At 46.2% G+C, this 20,147-nt stretch carries 12 protein-coding genes and 6 pseudogenes; all 18 read left to right on the forward strand.

Features of this window, described 5'->3' with window-relative positions:
- The first annotated feature begins 134 nt into the window (after nucleotides 1-134).
- The 18 genes and pseudogenes from ACGCCZ_RS10385 (at nucleotide 135) to ACGCCZ_RS10470 (ending at nucleotide 20,089) form a co-directional block, all read left to right on the forward strand.
- The gene (locus ACGCCZ_RS10385) at nucleotides 135-1,064 is read left to right on the forward strand and encodes a hypothetical protein (RefSeq protein ID WP_411655968.1); all 930 of its coding nucleotides are present in this window, start codon (nucleotides 135-137) and stop codon (nucleotides 1,062-1,064) included.
- Nucleotide 1,065: 1 nt separating this feature from the next.
- Nucleotides 1,066-2,784 carry a hypothetical protein gene (locus ACGCCZ_RS10390; RefSeq protein WP_411655969.1) on the forward strand — a complete coding sequence of 573 codons (1,719 nt, stop codon included), beginning with the start codon at nucleotides 1,066-1,068 and terminating at the stop codon, nucleotides 2,782-2,784.
- A 535-nt stretch (nucleotides 2,785-3,319) separates the two neighbouring features.
- Nucleotides 3,320-4,946 (forward strand): annotated as a pseudogene (gene ptsP, locus ACGCCZ_RS10395) (phosphoenolpyruvate--protein phosphotransferase).
- Between the two features lie 60 nt (nucleotides 4,947-5,006).
- Entirely contained in the window at nucleotides 5,007-6,458 is a 1,452-nt protein-coding gene (nagE, locus tag ACGCCZ_RS10400; RefSeq protein ID WP_411655970.1) for an N-acetylglucosamine-specific PTS transporter subunit IIBC, read from the forward strand.
- Nucleotides 6,459-6,705: 247 nt separating this feature from the next.
- Entirely contained in the window at nucleotides 6,706-7,182 is a 477-nt protein-coding gene (locus ACGCCZ_RS10405) for a PTS sugar transporter subunit IIA (protein WP_054323533.1), read from the forward strand.
- Between the two features lie 219 nt (nucleotides 7,183-7,401).
- A complete protein-coding gene (locus ACGCCZ_RS10410; RefSeq protein WP_082402116.1) occupies nucleotides 7,402-7,917 on the forward strand; it encodes an RNA polymerase sigma factor in 516 nt (171 codons plus the stop codon).
- 813 nt (nucleotides 7,918-8,730) lie between these two features.
- On the forward strand, nucleotides 8,731-9,648 hold the full coding sequence (locus tag ACGCCZ_RS10415) for an ABC transporter permease (RefSeq protein WP_054323535.1): 918 nt from the start codon (nucleotides 8,731-8,733) through the stop codon (nucleotides 9,646-9,648).
- A gap of 18 nt (nucleotides 9,649-9,666) precedes the next feature.
- A pseudogene (locus ACGCCZ_RS10420) lies at nucleotides 9,667-10,724 on the forward strand (ABC transporter permease).
- Nucleotides 10,725-10,735: 11 nt separating this feature from the next.
- The gene (locus ACGCCZ_RS10425; protein ID WP_411655971.1) at nucleotides 10,736-11,758 is read left to right on the forward strand and encodes an ABC transporter ATP-binding protein; all 1,023 of its coding nucleotides are present in this window, start codon (nucleotides 10,736-10,738) and stop codon (nucleotides 11,756-11,758) included.
- Nucleotides 11,751-12,719, forward strand: a complete 969-nt coding sequence (locus tag ACGCCZ_RS10430; protein WP_054323537.1) for an ABC transporter ATP-binding protein — start codon at nucleotides 11,751-11,753, stop codon at nucleotides 12,717-12,719. The genes ACGCCZ_RS10425 and ACGCCZ_RS10430 overlap by 8 nt, the downstream gene beginning before the upstream one ends.
- Nucleotides 12,720-12,829: 110 nt before the next feature.
- Nucleotides 12,830-13,126, forward strand: a complete 297-nt coding sequence (locus tag ACGCCZ_RS10435) for a hypothetical protein (protein ID WP_411655972.1) — start codon at nucleotides 12,830-12,832, stop codon at nucleotides 13,124-13,126.
- Nucleotides 13,071-13,553, forward strand: a complete 483-nt coding sequence (locus ACGCCZ_RS10440; protein WP_411655973.1) for an ABC transporter substrate-binding protein — start codon at nucleotides 13,071-13,073, stop codon at nucleotides 13,551-13,553. The genes ACGCCZ_RS10435 and ACGCCZ_RS10440 overlap by 56 nt, the downstream gene beginning before the upstream one ends.
- Nucleotides 13,435-14,484: a peptide ABC transporter substrate-binding protein gene (locus ACGCCZ_RS10445; RefSeq protein ID WP_411655974.1), complete on the forward strand. Its 1,050-nt coding sequence runs from the start codon at nucleotides 13,435-13,437 to the stop codon at nucleotides 14,482-14,484. Before ACGCCZ_RS10440 ends, ACGCCZ_RS10445 begins: the two co-directional genes overlap by 119 nt.
- Nucleotides 14,485-15,437: 953 nt before the next feature.
- The gene (locus ACGCCZ_RS10450) at nucleotides 15,438-16,616 is read left to right on the forward strand and encodes an ABC transporter substrate-binding protein (RefSeq protein ID WP_085534458.1); all 1,179 of its coding nucleotides are present in this window, start codon (nucleotides 15,438-15,440) and stop codon (nucleotides 16,614-16,616) included.
- A gap of 123 nt (nucleotides 16,617-16,739) precedes the next feature.
- Nucleotides 16,740-17,620: pseudogene (locus ACGCCZ_RS10455) on the forward strand (branched-chain amino acid ABC transporter permease).
- Between the two features lie 12 nt (nucleotides 17,621-17,632).
- Nucleotides 17,633-18,609: pseudogene (locus ACGCCZ_RS10460) on the forward strand (branched-chain amino acid ABC transporter permease).
- Between the two features lie 3 nt (nucleotides 18,610-18,612).
- Nucleotides 18,613-19,375: pseudogene (locus ACGCCZ_RS10465) on the forward strand (ABC transporter ATP-binding protein).
- A 2-nt stretch (nucleotides 19,376-19,377) separates the two neighbouring features.
- A pseudogene (locus ACGCCZ_RS10470) lies at nucleotides 19,378-20,089 on the forward strand (ABC transporter ATP-binding protein).
- The last annotated feature ends 58 nt before the right edge of the window (nucleotides 20,090-20,147 follow it).

Here is a 20,147-nt window from a genome sequence, read left to right on the forward strand (position 1 = left end):
CTTATCCTGTTATTTACCCTGTTCATTATGTTCATTTCTCTTAAGGCATGCGCAAATACGCAAACCACGATTTTTAAGGAGGACAAAAAGGATGAGAAAAATTACAGGAAAAAGCTCTCGCAACAGTGCTCGCAATGGCATTGATTACGTCTAGCTTTTCGGGAACTTTTGCTTTCGCAGCATCCAAGACTGAGAAGGCTGGCAGCGTGTCGCTGGTGAACTCTGATAATGATGAGATCACTTTGGTAAAAGATACCGATGACGCAAACAATTATAAGTTTGATCTTATTAATTTTATCGGCGGCGTAGAGTTGACGACTGCGGATAAAGAAGAGTCTATTACAGTAACCGATGAAGACGATCTTTCTTTCCGTCATGCAAAGGGCGATAGCCTGATTTCTGTTAAAGATGGTAAGGCTAGAGTTAAGACCGATAAGACTGGTACTGAAACCATTATGGTTTATGCAGAAGGCGAGATTACCCGCGACGATAAAGATGTCACATTGAAGGGCCAGATCGAAATTACTGTTAATGTAGTGAAGAATGGTACTCTGTTTGTTGGCATTGTTGGCGAACCAGAAGGTGAGACCGGTAATGAAATTCCAAATTTGGAAGTTTCTTACAATGATCTCAATACCAAAGAGGTAGGTGTGTATAGGGCAACTTCGGAAGCTCAGGCAAAGGATAGCAAGACGGACGGTTTGAGAGCTACCTATGAGCTGGTAACGACTGTTGATGGCTATGATGAGAAAGGTGAGCCGACAGGTGATCCGGTTCGCATTGAGGGCAGCACCAACAATAGATTTGAGTTGGAGAAGGCTGAAGATGGCGAGTCCGTTACTACTATGACAAACAAGGGCAAGGGCCCTGGCACCTTGAAGTTTACCATTAAGAGCGGCGGTAGTAAGAACTCTGATGGTGAATGGAAATTCAATGAAACAGAGGATACAACTACTGCAACCGTTCTGAAGAGAATTGATGTTACTGCGAATACGACTATCGATAAAGATGGTAGCAGCACAGATATTACTCCTATTCCTGATGGAATGAATGCTGTACAGTAATGTGTCTGGCTATGACATTAGAGTGCTGGAAAACGGAGGCAAGTATGCAAATGTTTCCGTTACTGGCAGTGCAAGTGTTGGCGAAATCAAAAATGCTAACGAAGTAAACATCGAAGATAAGGCCAAGGTTGGTGACATTACCGACGCAAGTGGAAAGGTTGCTATTTCTGGCGGTACTGTTGGTGTCGTAGATGTTAAACAGGATGTTTCGGTAAGCGATGGCCGTGTAACTTCTATTGAAGCTGATGGCGACATTGATCTTACTGGCGGCACAGTAAGCGGAGATGTTACGACTGATAAGAGTGTAACTATTGATGCGGAAGATGATGACATCAATACAGTTGTTTCTGGCACAATTGAGGCTCAGAACATTACTGTTGATTCCAGCAGTGAAGATGGTCAGGTTCAGTTGGCAAATGTTTTGCTGAAGGATGATGGCGAAATTACTCTGAAGGGTGACAATGTCAGTATTGCAAAGTTGGATTGTGCTTATAAGGGTAATGTTACCTTTGAAGGCTTCGAAGGTAAGCTGCCGAGCCTTTTGAACGCTCAGGATGTTACAGTCGACGAAGATACAAATGTTGTAGTTGAAGGCCCGGTTGTCATTGATTCCTTGGATATTGCCGATGGCGGTTCCATTGAATTCAGAGATACTGTCGAGGTTGCAAGCATTTCTGGCGATGGTAAATTGGTTGTTGCCGCTGATAAGCTGTATGTAACTGATAGCATTTCCGGTGATGTAAAGCTCAGACTTGCTGGTTCCAATGTTAATGTTGGTGATGTAGCTTATAGAGCAGCTAAGGATGTTGGCTCTGTCGATGCTTTCGATGGTGTTGGATTTACACTCGAAAGAAAGTCTGTTGATACGAAGTCTGATTCCTTCCTCGTAAAGAGCGTTTCCTTCGCAGGTGTTGCTCTGGACAAGAGCGAAGTTACCATTGCTAAGGGCTTCTCTGACACTGTAACTGTTTCTAACTATCCGGCAAGCACTTCTCTGCCGGCGGGCGCTTCCGTTGTTTGGGATTACAGCGACGCTGACAAGGACGTGTTCGAGATTACTGCAGACGGCGCAACTCTGACCATTAAGGTTAAGGAGTATGACGACGTTTATGCAACTTCCAACAGCTTTGATCTGTATGCAACAGTTGTTGATTCCGACGGCGATGCACTCGAGGATTATGATTCCGCAGTTTGCACCGTAACTGCAATTCCGGAAGTTGTTGTTTCCAGCGACCTGTCCGGTATTGTTGAGGTTCCGCAGGGCTCCACGAAGGACTTCGTTGTGAACTCTCAGGTTGAGGCTCCTGTTACCATTGGTACTGGCAACGTTGCTGTTCACGCTCTGAAGACTCCGTTCGCGAACGGCCAGGCTACCTATACCATCAAGGCTACTGGCGAAGTTGGCACCACCGCTGGCGTTTATGCTACGGTTCCTGGCCAGAACGCTGTGAAGCTCTTCATCATCAAGGTTACTGCTCCGGTTGTGACCTCTGATACGACTGTTGACTTTGATCTGACTGCTGGCAGCCGCTATGTCTTCAAGATCACTGCTCCGTCCGCTCCGGCATTCACGGTTGGCAACGGCGCTGTTCTGAAGACCCAGGCTGGCAAGATCGTTGGCAATGACTACTATTTCGCAGTCTATGCTATCGGTTCTGCAGGCCAGAGCACTGGCGTGTATGTCAATGGCGTGAAGGTCTGCACGGTTACCGTGAAATAAGATCTTTCGAGATTGACGATTTAAGTTTATAAGTATAGCTATTTGAATCTTTCGATAGTTGTATTTGCGCGGCAGCGGTTCGGGTATTTACCCGGGCCGCTGCTTTTTTATGTAATCGTTTCAGATAGAGGTATTATCTATCAAGATGGCTTTGACGAAATTATTCCGAGAAGGCTTTATAGAGTGTTACGTTATGATATACGTTTTGTTGATGTAGCCGCATAGTTTTGTGAATTCTAACAACAATAAGTAGGATGTAATCATTCATAGAAGATGAATTTATTGTCGAACGGTAGATTTCAGTCAATCTTATTTATTTGTCCAATACTTTTTTTGGTATTTATTCTTTGATATAGAATAATTAGTCACCGGTTTTGCACAGAAGTGGACAAGATTTACAATCTTGTATGGATTTTTTTTAAATATATTGACAACTTGTTGAAAAAGCTATAATATAAATACTACATTAACAGAATGTTCACAGTTACAGTTTGTTACTATAACAAAAGAGATGGCCGAAGAAAGTGGTGATGAAATGCAGATTATAAAGGGAATCGCGGCCTCCAATGGCATTGCGATCGGTAATCTGAAGCTCTGTGTGAAGTTAGATGATAAAATCGTAAAACAGCCGATCACTGACGTGGATGCAGAGCTAAAGCGTGTTGAATCCGCGAAGGAGGAAGCAGAAGCAGCGCTAAACCAGATTTATCTCGACGCTCTAAAACGTGTGGGCGAAGAGAACTCAATGATCTTTCAGATCCACATTATGATGTTGCAAGACGATGATTTCTTTGATGCGATTCAAGATTGTATTAAAGATGAAAAAGTGAATGCGGAGTATGCTGTATGGCAAGCTGCGCAACAGTTCTCTACAATGTTTGCCCAAATGGATGACGAATATATGCGTGCACGGAGTGCAGATGTCATTGATATTTCCAAGCGGCTGCTCGGTTGTCTTAACCCGGCGCTGGAGAGCGGCTTGGACAGTTTAAAAGAGGAAGCGATTGTAGCTGCTTCAGATTTGATGCCTAGCGAAACTGTTCAGATGGACAAAACTAAGGTACTTGCATTTGTTACAGAGCAGGGTTCCAAAAGTTCACATTCTGCAATTCTTGCCCGCACGATGGGAATTCCTGCGGTGGTGGGGTTGTGTGATGCATTTACCCATCTGAAGGACGGAGTGACAACCATTGTAGATGGAACTTCTGGCGATGTGATTGTGGAACCGGATGAAAATACCCTGAAAGAGTATAAGGAAAAACGAAATGCTTTCCTACAACATCAGAAAGACTTACAACTATTAAAAGGTACAAAAGCTGTAACGAAGAGTGGAGTAGAGATAGAAATTAATGCAAACATCGGCCACCCAAGTGATGTAGAGATGGTCATCGAGAATGATGCGGATGGTATCGGCCTGTTTCGTAGTGAATTTCTATATATGGAAAGCGATGATTTTCCGACTGAGGAACAGCAGTTTGAGGCCTATAAAAGTGTGTTAGAAGGCATGGGCGGCAAGCGTGTGATTATTCGGACTTTAGATTTGGGTGCGGATAAACAGGTCCCTTATTTAAACATCCCCAAAGAGGAAAACCCTGCGATGGGTTACCGTGCAATACAGAATCAGTCTGGATCGAAAGGAACTCTTCATTACACAGCTACGGGCTTTGGTTCGGGCTTCTGCTTTTGGAAAGCTTGCAATTATGTTCCCTATGATTACTTCTGTCGAGCAGGTTCAGGAGATCAAGGATTTACTGGAAAAGGTAAAAGCCGACTTAAAGGCAGAAGGGATTGCCTTTGCGCCAGATTTTGAAATTGGCATTATGATTGAGACACCGGCTTCTGTTATTTTGAGCGATTTATTGGCGAAAGAGGTGGACTTCTTCAGCGTCGGTACAAATGATTTGACGCAGTATACCCTTGCAGTGGATCGTATGAATCCACAGATTTCTTCCATGTATGATCCACGCCATCCGGCTGTTCTTCGCATGATTCAAATTGCAGCAGAAAATGCGCAAAAGGCTGGTATTTGGATTGGTATTTGTGGTGAGTCTGCGGGAGATACCGAACTGACGAAATTCTATATGGATATTGGGATCAATGAGCTTTCTGTGACCCCAGGCATGGTCTTGGAGCTGCGCCGAACAGTGCAGCAGCTTGATTAAGGTAGAAACCGGGAAAGGGACCCGGTTTGTATGAATTAATTTTTTCGAGGAGGTAAAATTATGCAAAAGGTCCTTGCAAAGCTTCAAAAGCTTGGAAAAGCTTTGATGCTTCCAGTTGCCTGCTTGCCTGTAGCAGGTATCTTGATGGGAATCGGTTACATGATCGATTCCAATGTTATGTCCGGGCTGGGAGACCCGAATGTCATTGCTTTCTTCTTGGTTAAAGCTGGTGGAGCAATTATCGACAACATGCCCATTCTGTTTGCAATCGGTGTTGCAATCGGTTTGAGCGACGACCATGAAGGTACATCTGCACTTGCTGGCCTGGTATCTTGGTTGATGGTCCAGCAGATTTTGAACCCCAGCATCGTAGCAGTTCTGACCGGGGCGGAAGCTGACGCAGCTTTCTCCAAGGCAAACAACCAGTTTATCGGTATCATCTGCGGCGTTGTTGGCGCACTTTGCTACAATCGTTTTAAGAATACGAAGTTGCCGGAGGCGTTGTCCTTCTTTAGTGGCAAACGTTCGGTTGCAATTGTTACTGCGCTTGTCAGCGTTGTAGTCGGCTTGATCTTCTTCTTTGTCTGGCCGGTGGTTTACAATGCTCTGGTTTCTTTCGGCGAGGCTATCATCAGCTTGGGCGCAATCGGCGCTGGTATCTACGGCTTCTTCAACAGATTGTTGATTCCGGTCGGCCTGCACCACGCTCTGAACTCTGTGTTCTGGTTTGATGTTGCTGGTATCAACGATATTGCAAACTTCTGGGGCGGCACAGGTACTCCTGGTGTCACCGGTATGTACATGTCCGGTTTCTTCCCGGTAATGATGTTCGGTCTGCCTGGCGCAGCCTTGGCAATGTATCATACTTCAAAGCCCGGCAAGAAGAAGATTGCTGGTGGTATCCTGTTCTCTGCTGCACTGTGCGCATTTATCAGTGGCGTAACGGAGCCTCTGGAGTTCTCCTTCATGTTCCTTGCTCCTGCTCTTTATGTGATTCATGCAGTGTTGACTGGTATCTCCATGGCGGTTATCGCAGCACTTCCGATCCGTGCAGGCTTTAACTTCAGTGCAGGTTTTGTGGATCTGTTCTTCAGTTCTTGGGTTCCGCTCGCACAGAATCCGTGGCTGTTGATCCCAATTGGCATTGTAGTTGGCGTAATTTACTACATCGTTTTCCGTTTTGTCATTGTGAAATTCAACCTCAAGACCCCGGGCCGTGAGGATGATGATGATGATGAATCCGAAGGCTTCTCGAAGCTGGTAAAGGACCAGGGCTATGATGGCCTTGCTAAGAAATATGTTGATGTCCTGGGCGGCAAAGAGAACATTAAGGAAATCGAGTCCTGCATCACCCGCATTCGTCTGGTACTGAAGAGCAATAAAGACCTTGATGAAAAGGCAATCAAGGCTTTGGGCGCATCCGGTGTCATGAAGGCTGGCGATCAGGTCACACAGGTTATCGTCGGCACAAAGGCAGAAGCTCTTGTTGAAGCGATGAAGAAATATCTGTAATCAGGCTTTTTCGTTTCAATGACTATGTAAAAGGCAGCAGTCTCCCTCCTGGTCGTCAGGGAGACTGCTGTTTTCAGATGGATTTAAGACGATTTTTCAGGGACACTAAAGAAATAGAGCCATACTTGGAAGTGTGTGGTATCGGTCGTTTTCTTCAGAGCCACTTATAGAAATGATCGAAAGAGATCCATTTGCTTTATAAAAGCGCTATCTGAATATCCACGTTAGAATTGGAGGTATATATTCCATGGGATTGTTTGGTAAAAAGGAAAGCAAAATTGTAGCACAACAGACGGGAAAAGCCGTGCCGATTACAGAGGTGCCCGATCCAGTGTTTTCTGACAAGGTTTTGGGCGACGGCATTGCGATTATCCCGACCAGCAATACGGTGTTGGCGCCGATTTCCGGCACAATTGCCCAGGTAGCACATACTTTCCATGCGGTTGGAATTGAAGCGGACGATGGTACGGAGGTGCTGGTACACCTGGGGATCGACACCGTGAAACTCAATGGGGAAGGTTTTACCTGCCATGTAAAGGTGGGAGATCACGTAAATGCCGGTGATAAATTGATGGATATGGATATTGAGGCCATCGCAGCAAAAGGGTTTAAGACCATTTCTCCCTGTATTATTACAACAACTGATGATCTAAAAAGTATGGATTGTATTACGGGAGACGTGACGGCAGGAGAGACAACCGTTATAACGTACAAGAAAAAGTGAAAAAATTTCACTAGCCCCCGAAAACTAATTGTTTTTGGGGGCTTATTTATTATCATTTTGTGCTATAATATTTGAGGAATTTTGAACAGAACAATTTGGGCAATAATATGTTTAAGCGATATAAAAATCAAGATTATATGGCTTATGATATTGCGTATAGAAATTCCTGGTTAGGTTTGATGTTTTGTAAAAGCGAATTAGGACACTAGATTTAGGGTGATGCATAAAGTCATGGCGGCAAAGCAGGAAAAAGATCGATCAAGTTCTTCTGAAATTGTAGCGATATTGGATTTTTATCAATCCGACCTACACAAAGAGGCAAAAAGAATTTTAGAAGATCAAATTCGTACAGAGGAGGCCGTGCTCTGCGCGGAACAGCGAATCTGGCATGCAGCAGATTGGCTGCGATTACAACCTATAGAAAATTTAAAAGCATTGATTTTAATTGTAGCGCGTAATGCTGCAAAATCTTTGCAAAAGACTGGGGACTATAATTTCAATCCGTTGGGAGAAAATCAAGATGTGATCTTGCGCGAATTGGAAAAGAAGACCTTTCCCCATTTACCGAAATTGCGGTCCAATTATCAGGATGTTATTGTTTTGAAGTATTATTATGAGTTGCCAAATCAGGCGATTAGCGAACTTTTAGGGATCTCAGAAAAGAATGTTCAGATTCGAATCTTCCGGGCAAAACAACGGATTCGTGAGTTTATTGAGCATGAAGCGTATTTATAATTAATCCTTAAAGTATTTTTTTGTTTTTATATACAGTTGGTTTATAATTTGCAATTTACTCACTCTTTTCCATGATAATGCATCAATATAATAGATTTTATATAGAATTTCATATGTCTTTTCCTAAAATAACAATATGGAAAGAAAGACCAGACAAATATAATTTTTTCTTGTTATTTTTAATACATATCGTATATATTATGTAGAAATATGCAAATTGGAAAGAGATGTTTTTCTAAAAAAACTGAAAAGACATGGTTATTTGTAGGAGTTAGAACAAACGATATAGATGGGAATAATTGCTATTATGCATTTTTATGACGAAGAACTTGCAAGAGTAGAATCAACTATGAGATAAAATAGAGAGAAATATGCATACAGATTGGCATTCTTTCTGTGATTATTCCCGTATTTTCTGTTAAGGACGTTGGAGAAAAAGAGGAAAAATGAAAAAAAAAGATTGGAACTTGCATTATGTATATAAATTTGTTATAATAAATAACATTGATAGGGCACGTCCATGGGTGGAGGTGTCCTATTCATCGTTATATAGCAACAAATCCTATTGAATTATGGAAATTTGTGTGCTACAATAATAAAATATTAATATTTTATTCCATTTTTCGACAGATTTTCTGTAGAAAATGTGGAGCGCGACCGGTTGTTTTGGTGTAGAGTACTGAATCGTCGGTTTTGTTTGGGAGAGCAGACGGAAATTGGACGATTTCCGCAAAATGTGTTTTTTACATTTTGCACATCGGACGAAATGCAAAACGAAGGCAGCAAAACTTTTAGACTAAGGAGTGGCAGGCATTGGCAAAGTACGTATGTAAGCGTCTCGGTTACGCAATTTTGACTATCTTTTTAATCTCTGTCATCACATTTACACTGATGAACCTGATCCCCGGTGGACCATTTTTGAGTGAAAAAGCGGTAACCCCCGCGACCCAGGCCGCTTTGGAAGAGAAATATGGCCTGAATGTCTCGAAGCCCGAACAGTATATCAATTATATGAGCGGGCTTTTGCAGGGCGATCTCGGCGTATCTCTGAAACAAAAGGGAAGAACGGCAAACGACATTATCTTCTCAACCTTCCCAGTCTCTGCCCGTCTGGGTGGCATTTCCATTTTGGTGGCACTAGTAGTCGGCGTGAGCCTCGGCTCCGTTGCTGCGATGTGCAGAGGAAAGTGGGGTGATCAGCTGATTATGGTCGTTTCCACGCTGGGGATTGCGGTGCCAAGCTTTGTTGTAGCGACCACGCTTATGAAAGTTTTTGGTGTAGAACTAAAATGGCTGCCTACCATGGGGTTATCAACCCCCATCCACTATATTCTCCCGGTATTTACTCTTGCCTTCTATCCAATGGCTTATATTACGCGTCTGATGCGCTCCAGTATGTTGGATGCCTTGAATCAGGATTATATTCGTACAGCCCGTGCGAAAGGCGTAAGCAAGTTCAAAATGCTTTTTAAACACGCACTGCGTAATGCAATTATTCCGATTATCACTTATGCCGGCCCATTGTTGGCGTTTACGGTTTCCGGAAGCTTTGTTGTAGAAAAGATTTACAACATTCCTGGTCTCGGCCGTGAGTTTATCAACTGTATCACCGGGCGTGACTATCCCATGGTGATGAGCACCACCATTTTCTTGGCGACATTGCTTGTTTTGATGAATGTGGTTGTGGATATCCTCTATAAGATAGTGGACCCACGAATCAAACTGAAATAAGAAGGGAGAGACGTTCCAATGGAGGATATTAAGCTGAAAAAGAACCCGTTAAGTCTCCAGCTTGACCCGGACGATTTTCTCCCGGCGAGCGACGAAGAAAAGAGACAATTGGATGTTATGCGCGAGAGCACAACCTTTTGGAGGGATGCGCTGAAGCGTTTTAGCAAAAATAAAGTGGCAATGGTGGCGGCCGTGGTCATTCTATTGGTCGTTATCTGTGCGTTTATTGTGCCAAACTTTTATCCATATGAATACGATCAGCAAATCCGTGGCAGCGAAAACCTGTGGCCCATGGAGTATTCCGAAGAGGAACAGGCGTTGATCGCCTCTGGTGAAAGCGTATTCCCCACATCTTTGGCACAGACAAGCTTGGCCGCGACTTGGGGATTCGCGTATTGACAGGCGCCAGAGTTTCGCTTTTGGTCGGCTTGGTGGCAAGCGCTCTGGTCTTGCTGATCGGCTCCATCTATGGCTCGGTTGCAGGCTATTTCGGTGGAAAAGTGGACTTGATTATGATGCGTATCGTTGACATCATCTACTCGGTCCCAGATATTTTGATTATCATTCTATTGCAGGTTACTTTAAAAGCCCCACTACAGACATTGTTCGACAGCAGTCCCGTTTTTGATGGACTTAACCGTGTGGGCGTCGGTTTAATTAGTATTTTTATCACGTTTAGTTTGCTGTACTGGGTAAGTATGGCCCGTATCGTTCGTGGCCAGGTGATGACCTTAAAGGAGCAGGAGTTCGTCACGGCGGCAAAAGCGCTGGGGGCTTCGAATGGCAGAATCATCCGTAAACATCTGCTCCCGAACTGCATTGGTACCTTGATTGTAACGGCTACACTGCAAATTCCTTCTGCGATTTTTACAGAAGCCTTCTTGAGCTTCCTGGGACTCGGCGTTGCGGCTCCTATGGCAAGTCTTGGTTCCCTTGCATCGGATGCGATCAACAGTATCAATTCGTATCCATACCGATTGTTTATTCCGGCCGCTGCCATCAGTATTATTATTTTGGCATTTAACCTGTTTGGTGATGGCCTGCGCGACGCATTCGACCCGAAGCTGAAGAAATAGGAGATTTTAAGATGAATACAGATACCTTACTCAATATAGAAGATCTCCATGTTTCCTTTTTCACCCCCGCTGGCGAGGTAAAAGCCGTTACAAGCGTAACCTATAGCATGAAGCACGGCGAGGTGCTTGGAATCGTTGGAGAATCCGGAAGCGGAAAAAGCGTTTCTGCCTATTCCTTGATGGGAATTATCGCGGAACCGGGCAAGATCGTGGGGGGAACCATTGCATTCAATGGTCACGACCATGTGGAAAAAATGACGGAAAAGGAATTCCGTAAGATGCGCGGAAGCGAAATCAGCATCATTTTCCAGGACCCGATGACCTCGTTGAACCCTGTGTATACCATTGGAAACCAGCTGATGGAGATGCTTCGTCTTCATACAACAAAAACCAAAAAGGAATGCTGGGACCGCGCGGTGGAATTGCTGGGCTTAGTCGGTATGAACGAACCGGAAAAGCGTATGAGGCAGTATCCACATGAGTTTTCCGGCGGCATGCGTCAGAGGGTGATGATCGCAATGGCGCTTGCCTGCGAGCCAAAGTTATTGATTGCGGACGAGCCGACAACTGCTTTGGATGTGACCATTCAGGCGCAGATTTTGGACCTAATGGTTGAACTTAAGAAGAAAATCAATATGTCCGTCATTATCATTACCCACGATTTGGGCGTCGTTTCAGATGTCTGTGACCGCATTGCGGTCATGTATGCCGGTAAAATTGTTGAGATCGGATCAACGGACGATATTTTTTATCATCCGAAGCATTGTTACACGCTTGGCCTGCTCAAGTCCATTCCAAAGATCAATGAGGACGAACATGAGCGTTTGGTGCCAATTGAAGGCACACCGGTTGACTTGCTCAATCCTCCGGCGGGATGTCCCTTTGCATCGCGCTGTGATAAGTGCATGAAGATCTGTCTGCGAGAGATGCCCCCTTATACAGAGATTTCGGAGGGCCATGTCAGTGCCTGCTGGTTGATTCAGAAGGAGCAGATGGAAAAAGCAAAAGCCGAAGGGGGAAAGAGCAATGAGTGAAAAGCTATTGGAGGTACAGCACCTCCAGCAGTATTTTCCCGTTAAGGGCAAGTTGTTCCACAAAACCTACGTGCAGGCGGTGGACGATGTCAATTTCCACATCAATAAAGGGGAAACCTTTGGCTTGGTAGGAGAATCCGGCTGTGGGAAAACGACGACGGGCCGCACCATTTTACGCTTGTATGAGCCAACGGATGGAAAAATCATTTATAAAGGTGAAGACATCACTCACGTGGATTTTGCCCCATACCGCAAGAAGATGCAGATTGTTTTTCAGGACCCGTATGCTTCCTTGGATGCGCGTATGACGGTTGGCGATATTGTCGGCGAACCGATCGATATTCACAAGCTCGCCAATAGCAAACAGGAACGCCATGATATGATTTTGGCGTTGCTAGAGCGGGTTGGCCTCAACTCTGAGCATGCCAACCGCTATCCACATGAATTTTCCGGTGGACAGAGGCAGCGAATCGGCATTGCGCGCGCACTGGCTGTCAACCCGGAGTTTATTGTCTGCGACGAGCCGATTTCTGCACTGGACGTTTCTATTCAGGCGCAGGTTGTCAATATGTTTGAGGATTTGCAGCAGGAATTGGGATTAACTTATCTGTTTATCGCCCATGACCTTGCAATTGTCAAGCATATCAGCAATCGCATTGGTGTGATGTATCTTGGAAAGCTGGTCGAGCTTGCGGAGAGTGCAGAGCTTTATAAGAATCCGATTCATCCCTATACGCGCTCGCTGCTTTCTGCAATTCCGATTCCGGACCCAAAGGCCAGCCGTGCAAAGAAGCGCATTGTTTTGGAGGGCGATGTTCCCAGTCCGGTCAATCCGCCGTCCGGCTGCCGTTTCCGCACCCGCTGTCCTTATGCGACAGAGCGTTGTGCAGCAGAAGTTCCTGAATTTAAAGATTACGGCGGCGGACATTATGCAGCGTGTCATAGAATTGGTGAGGTTTGATAAAATACCGATCGGTTTTTTAAAGAATTCCAGTAGTTCTTGGTCTTTTAATTCGCATTTTAGCGGATTAAAATAGATTTATCCAATTTTAAAACTGGAGGGATTTATTAATGAAGAAGATACTTGCAACCATCCTGGCAGTAGCCATGCTGGCTACAACCTTCGTTGGCTGCGGCAGCGGGGGGGACACGGGGTCTACTCCGGATGCAAACCAGCCCGAAGGCAGTACAAGCGCTCCTGAAATTTCGGTCTGTATCGGTCCAGAACCGGAGACCTTGGACCCGGCGCTCAACAAGTCGGTGGACGGCGCTTGCTATGCAATCCATGCATTCGAAGGCATCTATAAGTTTGATGAAAACGGCAATACCATCCCCGGACAGGCGGAGAAGGTCGAAGTCCAGCGATGACGGCCTGACTTGGGACATCACTCTGCGCGACGACATCAAGTGGTCCGACGGCGAACCTGTCACGGTTGATGACTTTATTTATTCCTGGCAGCGCGCAGCTTCTCCGGAAACTGCTTCCGACTATGCAAACCTGTTTGACGTGATCGAAGGCGGTGCCGATGTTTATCAGGGCAATGCCAATCCGTCCACATTGGGCGTCACAAAGGTTGACGACACACACATGACGGTCAAACTGGCTGCTCCTTGCCCGTATTTTGACAAGCTCCTGGCGTTCCCGGTTTACTATCCGGTTCGCAAGGATGTGGTCGATGGCAACGATGGTTGCGACCCAGGATGCTTCCACATTCATTGGCAATGGCCCGATGATGCTGACCAATTGGAGCCACAAAGAAAGCATCACATATGTAAAGAACCCGTATTACTATGATGCGGATAAAGTCACCGATAGCACCCTGAAGTTCGTTCTGTTGGAGGACGACAATGCAAAGATGGCTGCTTATGACAATGGCGAGCTTGACTATGTGTTCCAGCTGCCGATCGACGAGCTCGATGCTCTGAAGGAGCGCGAGGACTTTGGTACCATCAATGAAATTGGTACTTATTATCTCGCATTCCAGACCGAGAAAGAACCCTTCAACAATCCGAGAGTCAGAAAGGCTTTGACCTTGGCGATCGACCGTAACTACATTGTCGAGACCGTTTCGAAGCAGGGCGAAGTTCCGGCAGGCGCGATCGTTGCTGCAAAGGTTACCGAAGGAGATTCCACTTTCCGTGAGGTTGGCGGCGATTATTTCTCCGTGAAGCCTGAAGACTATGAGAAGAATGTTGAGGAAGCAAAGCAGTTGCTGGCAGAGGCAGGTTATCCGAATGGCGAAGGCTTCCCGACCTTTGAGTATACCACCAACACAGCAACCCTGCACTTGGGTGTTGCAGAGGCCCTTCAGAACATGTGGAAAGAAGAGCTTGGCATCGAGTGCAAGATTGCACAGCAGGAATGGAACGTATTCCTTGCAACCCGTCCGGCAGGCACCTTTGAGGTCGCTCGCGATGGCTGGATTGCAGACTACGACGATCCGCTGACCTTCCTTGAGATCTTCAAGAGCGATAATGGCAACAACGACTGCCATTGGAAGAACGCTGAGTTCGATGCTTTGATCGATCAGGCAAAGGCTGAGTCCGATTCTGAGAAGCGCTTCGAAATCCTGCATCAGGCAGAGGATCTCTGGGCAGAAGAGATGCCCGGTGCACCGCTCTACTACTATGCAGACACCTACATGAAGAAGCCGAACCTGGAAGGCTATTGGGATTCCCCGTTGGGCTACAAGTTCTTTATGTATTGCACCAAGACTGCGGAATAAGGCTATTTTCCGCCTGAAAAGACCAACAAAAGAGCGTCTCGCGTAGCGGGGCGCTCTTTTACTTGGCGCCGAATAGGCATGATAAAAGGCGGCGTCCCAAAACCACGAATTTTTCGATTCATAGGGATAAGATGGAATAAGTTTCGCAAATTGAATAGAGGATAAAAAGAGACATCGTTTGCAGATTTCTGGAAGGATGAAGTCGCGACTCACCCTTCCGAAAGGTGACAGAAAGGGGAGGCCTCTTTCTGTCTGGAAAAAACCTGAGGTTCTAAAAAAACGAAGAGAGTTTTCAGTCGTTTCATGCCTTTTGGGACACCTCCATGAAAGAATATTTGAGTAAAAAAATAGGTTCCAGCGTTAGCTGAAACCTAAAGAAAAGCAGCGCGTTTTAGAGTAATAAAAGATATAGCCCCTGATAAGGAGCTTGCAGTGAAAAAATGGGATTGAATAATGGTTTAATGCCCTCTTCAGAGGACTACCACAAGAGATAAACTTTATAGATCCTGTTCAAGCTATCCATTCAACGGGTGGTTTTGATTTATCCTTTGATGGATTCTGCGCGTGCCAACATTGGAAGAAAAATCTAAAAGGCTTTCTTGCAAGAAAATACAGAAATGTTGCAATTTTACCCGCAATATTTTATAAGAGAGCTGGACGAATTGGGTAAATGGCCAATTCTCGTACAAAAGCACGAATCCTATCCATTTTGATATTGCAAAAGGCAGACCTGCGTAGTATAATCACAATAATGAACTGTATGTGAACGGATCGAACACAGCGCCGCGTGACCTCTTTCACGCCGAATAGGGTTGATCACCCGCAGCCAAGTCCTGCGCGGTACGCAATCGCGTACGCTGAAATCCTTTTCGGTAAGGCCACCCGGCTGTTTTCATATTCGCGGGTTTTGATGCGAGGGGTTTGATCCAAATTTGAAATGGGGGTTCAGAATGATGAAAAAGCGTTTTTTGGCAATGGTTTTGGCGGCAGCCATGTTGATGACTGCAATGGTCGGTTGCGGCGGAGATAATGCGGCGCAGAACGATGGAAACACCGGCAACGGTGCAACAGGAGATACGATTAAGATCGGTGGTTTGGCACCTCTGACAGGCGATGTTTCTGTCTATGGTGTGGCAGTTGACAATGGAATTAAGTTGGCAGTTGAGGAGATCAATGCAGACGGCGGTGTGCTTGGTAAACAGATCGACTACATTGTATACGATGAAAAGGGCGATGCAACAGAGGCGGTCAATGCCTACAATAAGTTGGTACAGAGCGACAAGGTTGTGGCGGTGATCGGCGACGTTACTTCTAAGCCGACTTTGGCGGTTGCACAGCAGGCTGCAAAGGATAAGATTCCGATGATTACAGCCACCGGTACAGCAGAAAATATCACCGAGACTGGCGATAACATTTTCCGCGCTTGTTTTATTGACCCGTTCCAGGGGGAATTGATGGCTTCTTATGCTTCCAAGAAGCTTGAAAAGAAGACTGCGGCAATCATTTATAACATTTCTGACGACTATTCTAAGGGCCTGTATGAGGCGTTTGAAGCAGCTTCGAAGGATCTCGGCATCGAAGTGGTTCAGGTTGAAGGCTATGGCAAGGGAACAGTCGACTTTAAGGCACAGTTAACCAACATCAAAAGCAAGAATCCGGATGTTATTTTCCTGCCGGTCTATTATCAGGATGTGGCATTGATTGCGGTTCAGGCCAAGGAGTTGGGGATTGAAGCTCAGTTCTTGGGTGCTGACGGCTGGGATGGTGTAACTGGCCAGGTGGACGCCAGCAATATGGATGCGGTGAATGGCGCATATTTCTGTAGCCAGTATTCGGCTCAGAGCGACGACCCGAATATGCAGGCCTTCTTGGAGAAGTACAAAGAAACTTATGGGATGGATGCAAGCCAGTTTTCGGTCTTGGGATATGATGCGATGAAGATGCTCGCTCAGGCGATCACTGAGGCAGGATCTACGGATTCTGCAGCAGTTACAGAAGCATTGGCAGGAATCGATTTTACCGGTCTGACCGGCCATATGACCTTTGACGAAAACCGCAATCCGGTCAAGAGTGCGGCGATTACGCAGATCGAAAATGGCGAATACCAGTTTATCGAATTCTACGAGAAATAATTATTCGACGAGTTTATACAATTTGTAAAACAGAATGTCATGAAATGGGAAAGAGGGCGATTGCGGTCACCCTCTTTCCGGTTATTCCAAATAAACCAGAAATAAATTGAGGGAGGGGCAGCCATGGATATTTTGGCACAGGTGCTCAATGGTTTGGGTATCGGCAGCATTTATGCCCTAGTCGCACTAGGATACAGTATGGTATATGGCATTGTCCAGCTTATCAACTTTGCACACGGCGACATCATCATGGTGGGCGCATATGTTACATATGTCGGCCTGGTGATGGCAGGGGTACCGCTTTGGGCCGCGGTTTTAATTTCCATTTTATTCTGCGGGCTGGCTGGCGTGCTGATTGAAAAATTGGCATATAGCCGGTTGTTGAAGATGGGGGCCCCGCGAATTTCTCTGTTGATTACGGCGATTGGCGTCAGCATCTTCTTGCAGAATCTTTCGCAATTGCTGTTTTCTTCCAGTGCGAAGTCTATGCCAGCAATGTTCCCAAACACGATGTTGGAACTGGGAACCTTACAAATCAGCTCGAATACCCTACTGAATATCGGTACTTCTGTAGTGATGATGATTGCCCTGCAACTTTTGGTGAATAAGACCAAGATGGGCAAGGCGATGCGCGCGACCAGCGAAGATGCAGGCGCGGCAAAATTGATGGGAATTAACACGAATTCCACCATTGCAATTACGTTTGGGGTGGGGTCTGCGTTGGCAGCAGTAGGTGCTGTGCTTTACTGCAATACATTTCATCAGATTACACCGTATATGGGCGGCATGTTAGGCTTGAAGGCGTTTGTTGCCGCTGTTCTAGGGGGAATTGGCAGCATTCCGGGCGCGATGCTTGGCGGCTATATCCTCGGTGTTGCAGAGAGCTTGACAACGGCTGCGGCGGCTGACAGATTACAGATGCCGTCGTATTCGGTATTTTGATTTTGGTCCTGCTGATTAAGCCAGCGGGCCTTCTCGGAAAAAATGTCCGAGAAAAAGTGTAAGGAGGCGGCATCATGAAACAGAAAAAATGGCTTTCCAATGTCATCATCTTGATCTTGGTGCTGGCGCTTTACGTGATACTGTCTGTGTTGATTCAAGCCAACATCATCAATCCGTATTACTCTGGTATTTTGACGATGGTGTGTATCAATGTCATTTTGGCCGTCAGCTTGAACCTTGCGACCGGTTTTTTGGGCCAGCTGGTTTTGGGACATGCAGGCTTTATGAGTGTGGGGGCGTATGCAGCCGCGCTGTTCACCATGATTCTGGACTGCCGACGATGGCAAGCTTTCCGTTGGCGCTGTTGATCGGCGGCATTGTGGCAGCGGCGTTTGGGGTCATCATTGGTGTGCCTGCGTTGCGCTTAAAGGGGGACTACCTGGCTATTTTGACGCTGGGTTTTGGTGAGATCATTCGTGTATTGATCCTAGCCACGCCATTTACAGGCGGCGCGGCGGGCTTGTCCGGGATTCCTCTTTTGACGACCTTTACTTATGTGTTCATCGTTGCAATTTTGACCGTGGCGGTTATTTTCGCATTTATTCATTCGCGCCATGGACGCGCTGTGATCGCTATCCGCGAGGATGAGATTGCAGCGGAAGCCGCGGGGATTCACACCACCTACTATAAGTTGCTCGCCTTTGTTTTGGCGGCGTTTTTTGCTGGAATTGCCGGTGGACTTTATGCGCATCACATCGGCGTTTTGGACCCCAGTAAGTTTGACTTTAACTATTCGGTGGAAATTCTGATTATGGTTGTTTTGGGCGGCATGGGGTCAATCACCGGTTCCGTGGTGGCTGCAATTGTTCTGACTTTGCTGCCGGAACTCCTGCGTGGGTTCTCTGAGTATCGAATGTTGATCTATTCCATTATTTTAATCTGCGTCATGTTGTTCAAGCCTTCTGGCCTGCTGGGACAGCACGAATTTTCTTTAACCAAAATTTTGAATAAGTTCCGCGGGAAAAAGGCGGAATCAAAGAAGGAGGCGTAAGCGATGGCCGTATTGGAAGTAAAGAATCTGGGAATCGCCTTTGGTGGCCTTCGTGCGCTTCAGGATGTTCAGTTTACCATTGGGGAAAAGGAGATTATCGGCCTGATTGGTCCCAATGGCGCAGGAAAAACAACGGTGTTCAATCTGTTGAACAGATGTTTATGTGCCCACAGAGGGAACGATCACGCTGGAAAATCAAAATATTGTTGGTAAGAAAACGTACCAGATCACCCAAGGCGGTATTTCTCGTACATTCCAAAACATTCGGTTGTTTAAGGACATTTCGGTCATCGATAATGTCAAGATTGCGATGAATTTCCAGATGAAATACTCTGTCTTATCGGGAATCTTCCGCACGCCGGGATACCGCCGGGAAGAGCAGCAGATCGATCAGAGGGCACATGAGCTGTTGCAGGTATTCCACTTGGACGAAAAAGCAGAGGATTTGGCAAAAAATCTGCCCTATGGACAGCAGCGAAAATTGGAGATTGCCCGTGCGTTGGCAACCAACCCGAAGATTTTGCTACTCGACGAACCCGCTGCGGGGATGAATCCAACAGAGACCAAGGAACTCATGGAGACCATCCGCCTGATTCGCGACCGCTTTGAGATCGCAATATTGTTGATCGAACATGACATGAACTTCGTGATGGGCATCTGCGAGCGCATCTATGTGCTGGATTATGGCAAGGTGATTGCAGAGGGAAATGCAGAGGAAATCCGGAATAACCCGCGCGTCATTACGGCCTATCTGGGAGGGGAATAAACATGGCTATGCTTTCTGTGAAGGATTTGCAGGTTTACTATGGTTCGATTCACGCGATCAAGGGCATTTCGTTTGAAGTGAACGAGGGGGAGATTGTCACATTGATCGGCGCAAATGGCGCCGGAAAGACAACAACGCTACACGCCATCTGCGGCTTGGTAAAAGCGAAGTCGGGAGAGATCACCTTCTGCGATCATAATCTGCGCACCACAGACCCACATAAAATTATTCGCCTTGGACTGGCACAGGTACCGGAGGGCCGCCGGATTTTTGCGAAGATGACGGTTCAAGAGAATCTGGAGATGGGGGCATATATTCGCAACGACAAAAGTGGGATTGATGCGGACTATGAATCGGTATTCCAGCGCCTGCCGCGTTTAAAGGAGCGCCGTAAGCAGCTTGCGGGTACGTTATCCGGAGGAGAGCAGCAGATGTTGGCAATCGGCCGCGCTTTGATGGCAAAGCCGAAGATGTTGCTGCTGGACGAACCTTCGATGGGACTATCCCCCCTTCTGGTAAATGAGATTTTTGAAATCATTCAGGATGTCAACCGCTCGGGTGTAACGGTATTGTTGGTGGAACAAAATGCAAAAAAAGCGCTGGCAATTGCGAACCGAGCCTATGTACTGGAAACCGGCAACATCTCCATGTCCGGGGATGACAGATACACTCAGCCGCGACGAAAAGGTGCGTAAGGCATATTTGGGTGGCTGAGAATTTCCTTGATAAAAATAACCCTGTGGTACGATCCACAGGGTTATTTTTTATTTGA

This window comes from Anaeromassilibacillus sp. SJQ-1, assembly GCF_046693725.1.
Lineage (GTDB): Bacteria > Bacillota > Clostridia > Oscillospirales > Acutalibacteraceae > Anaeromassilibacillus.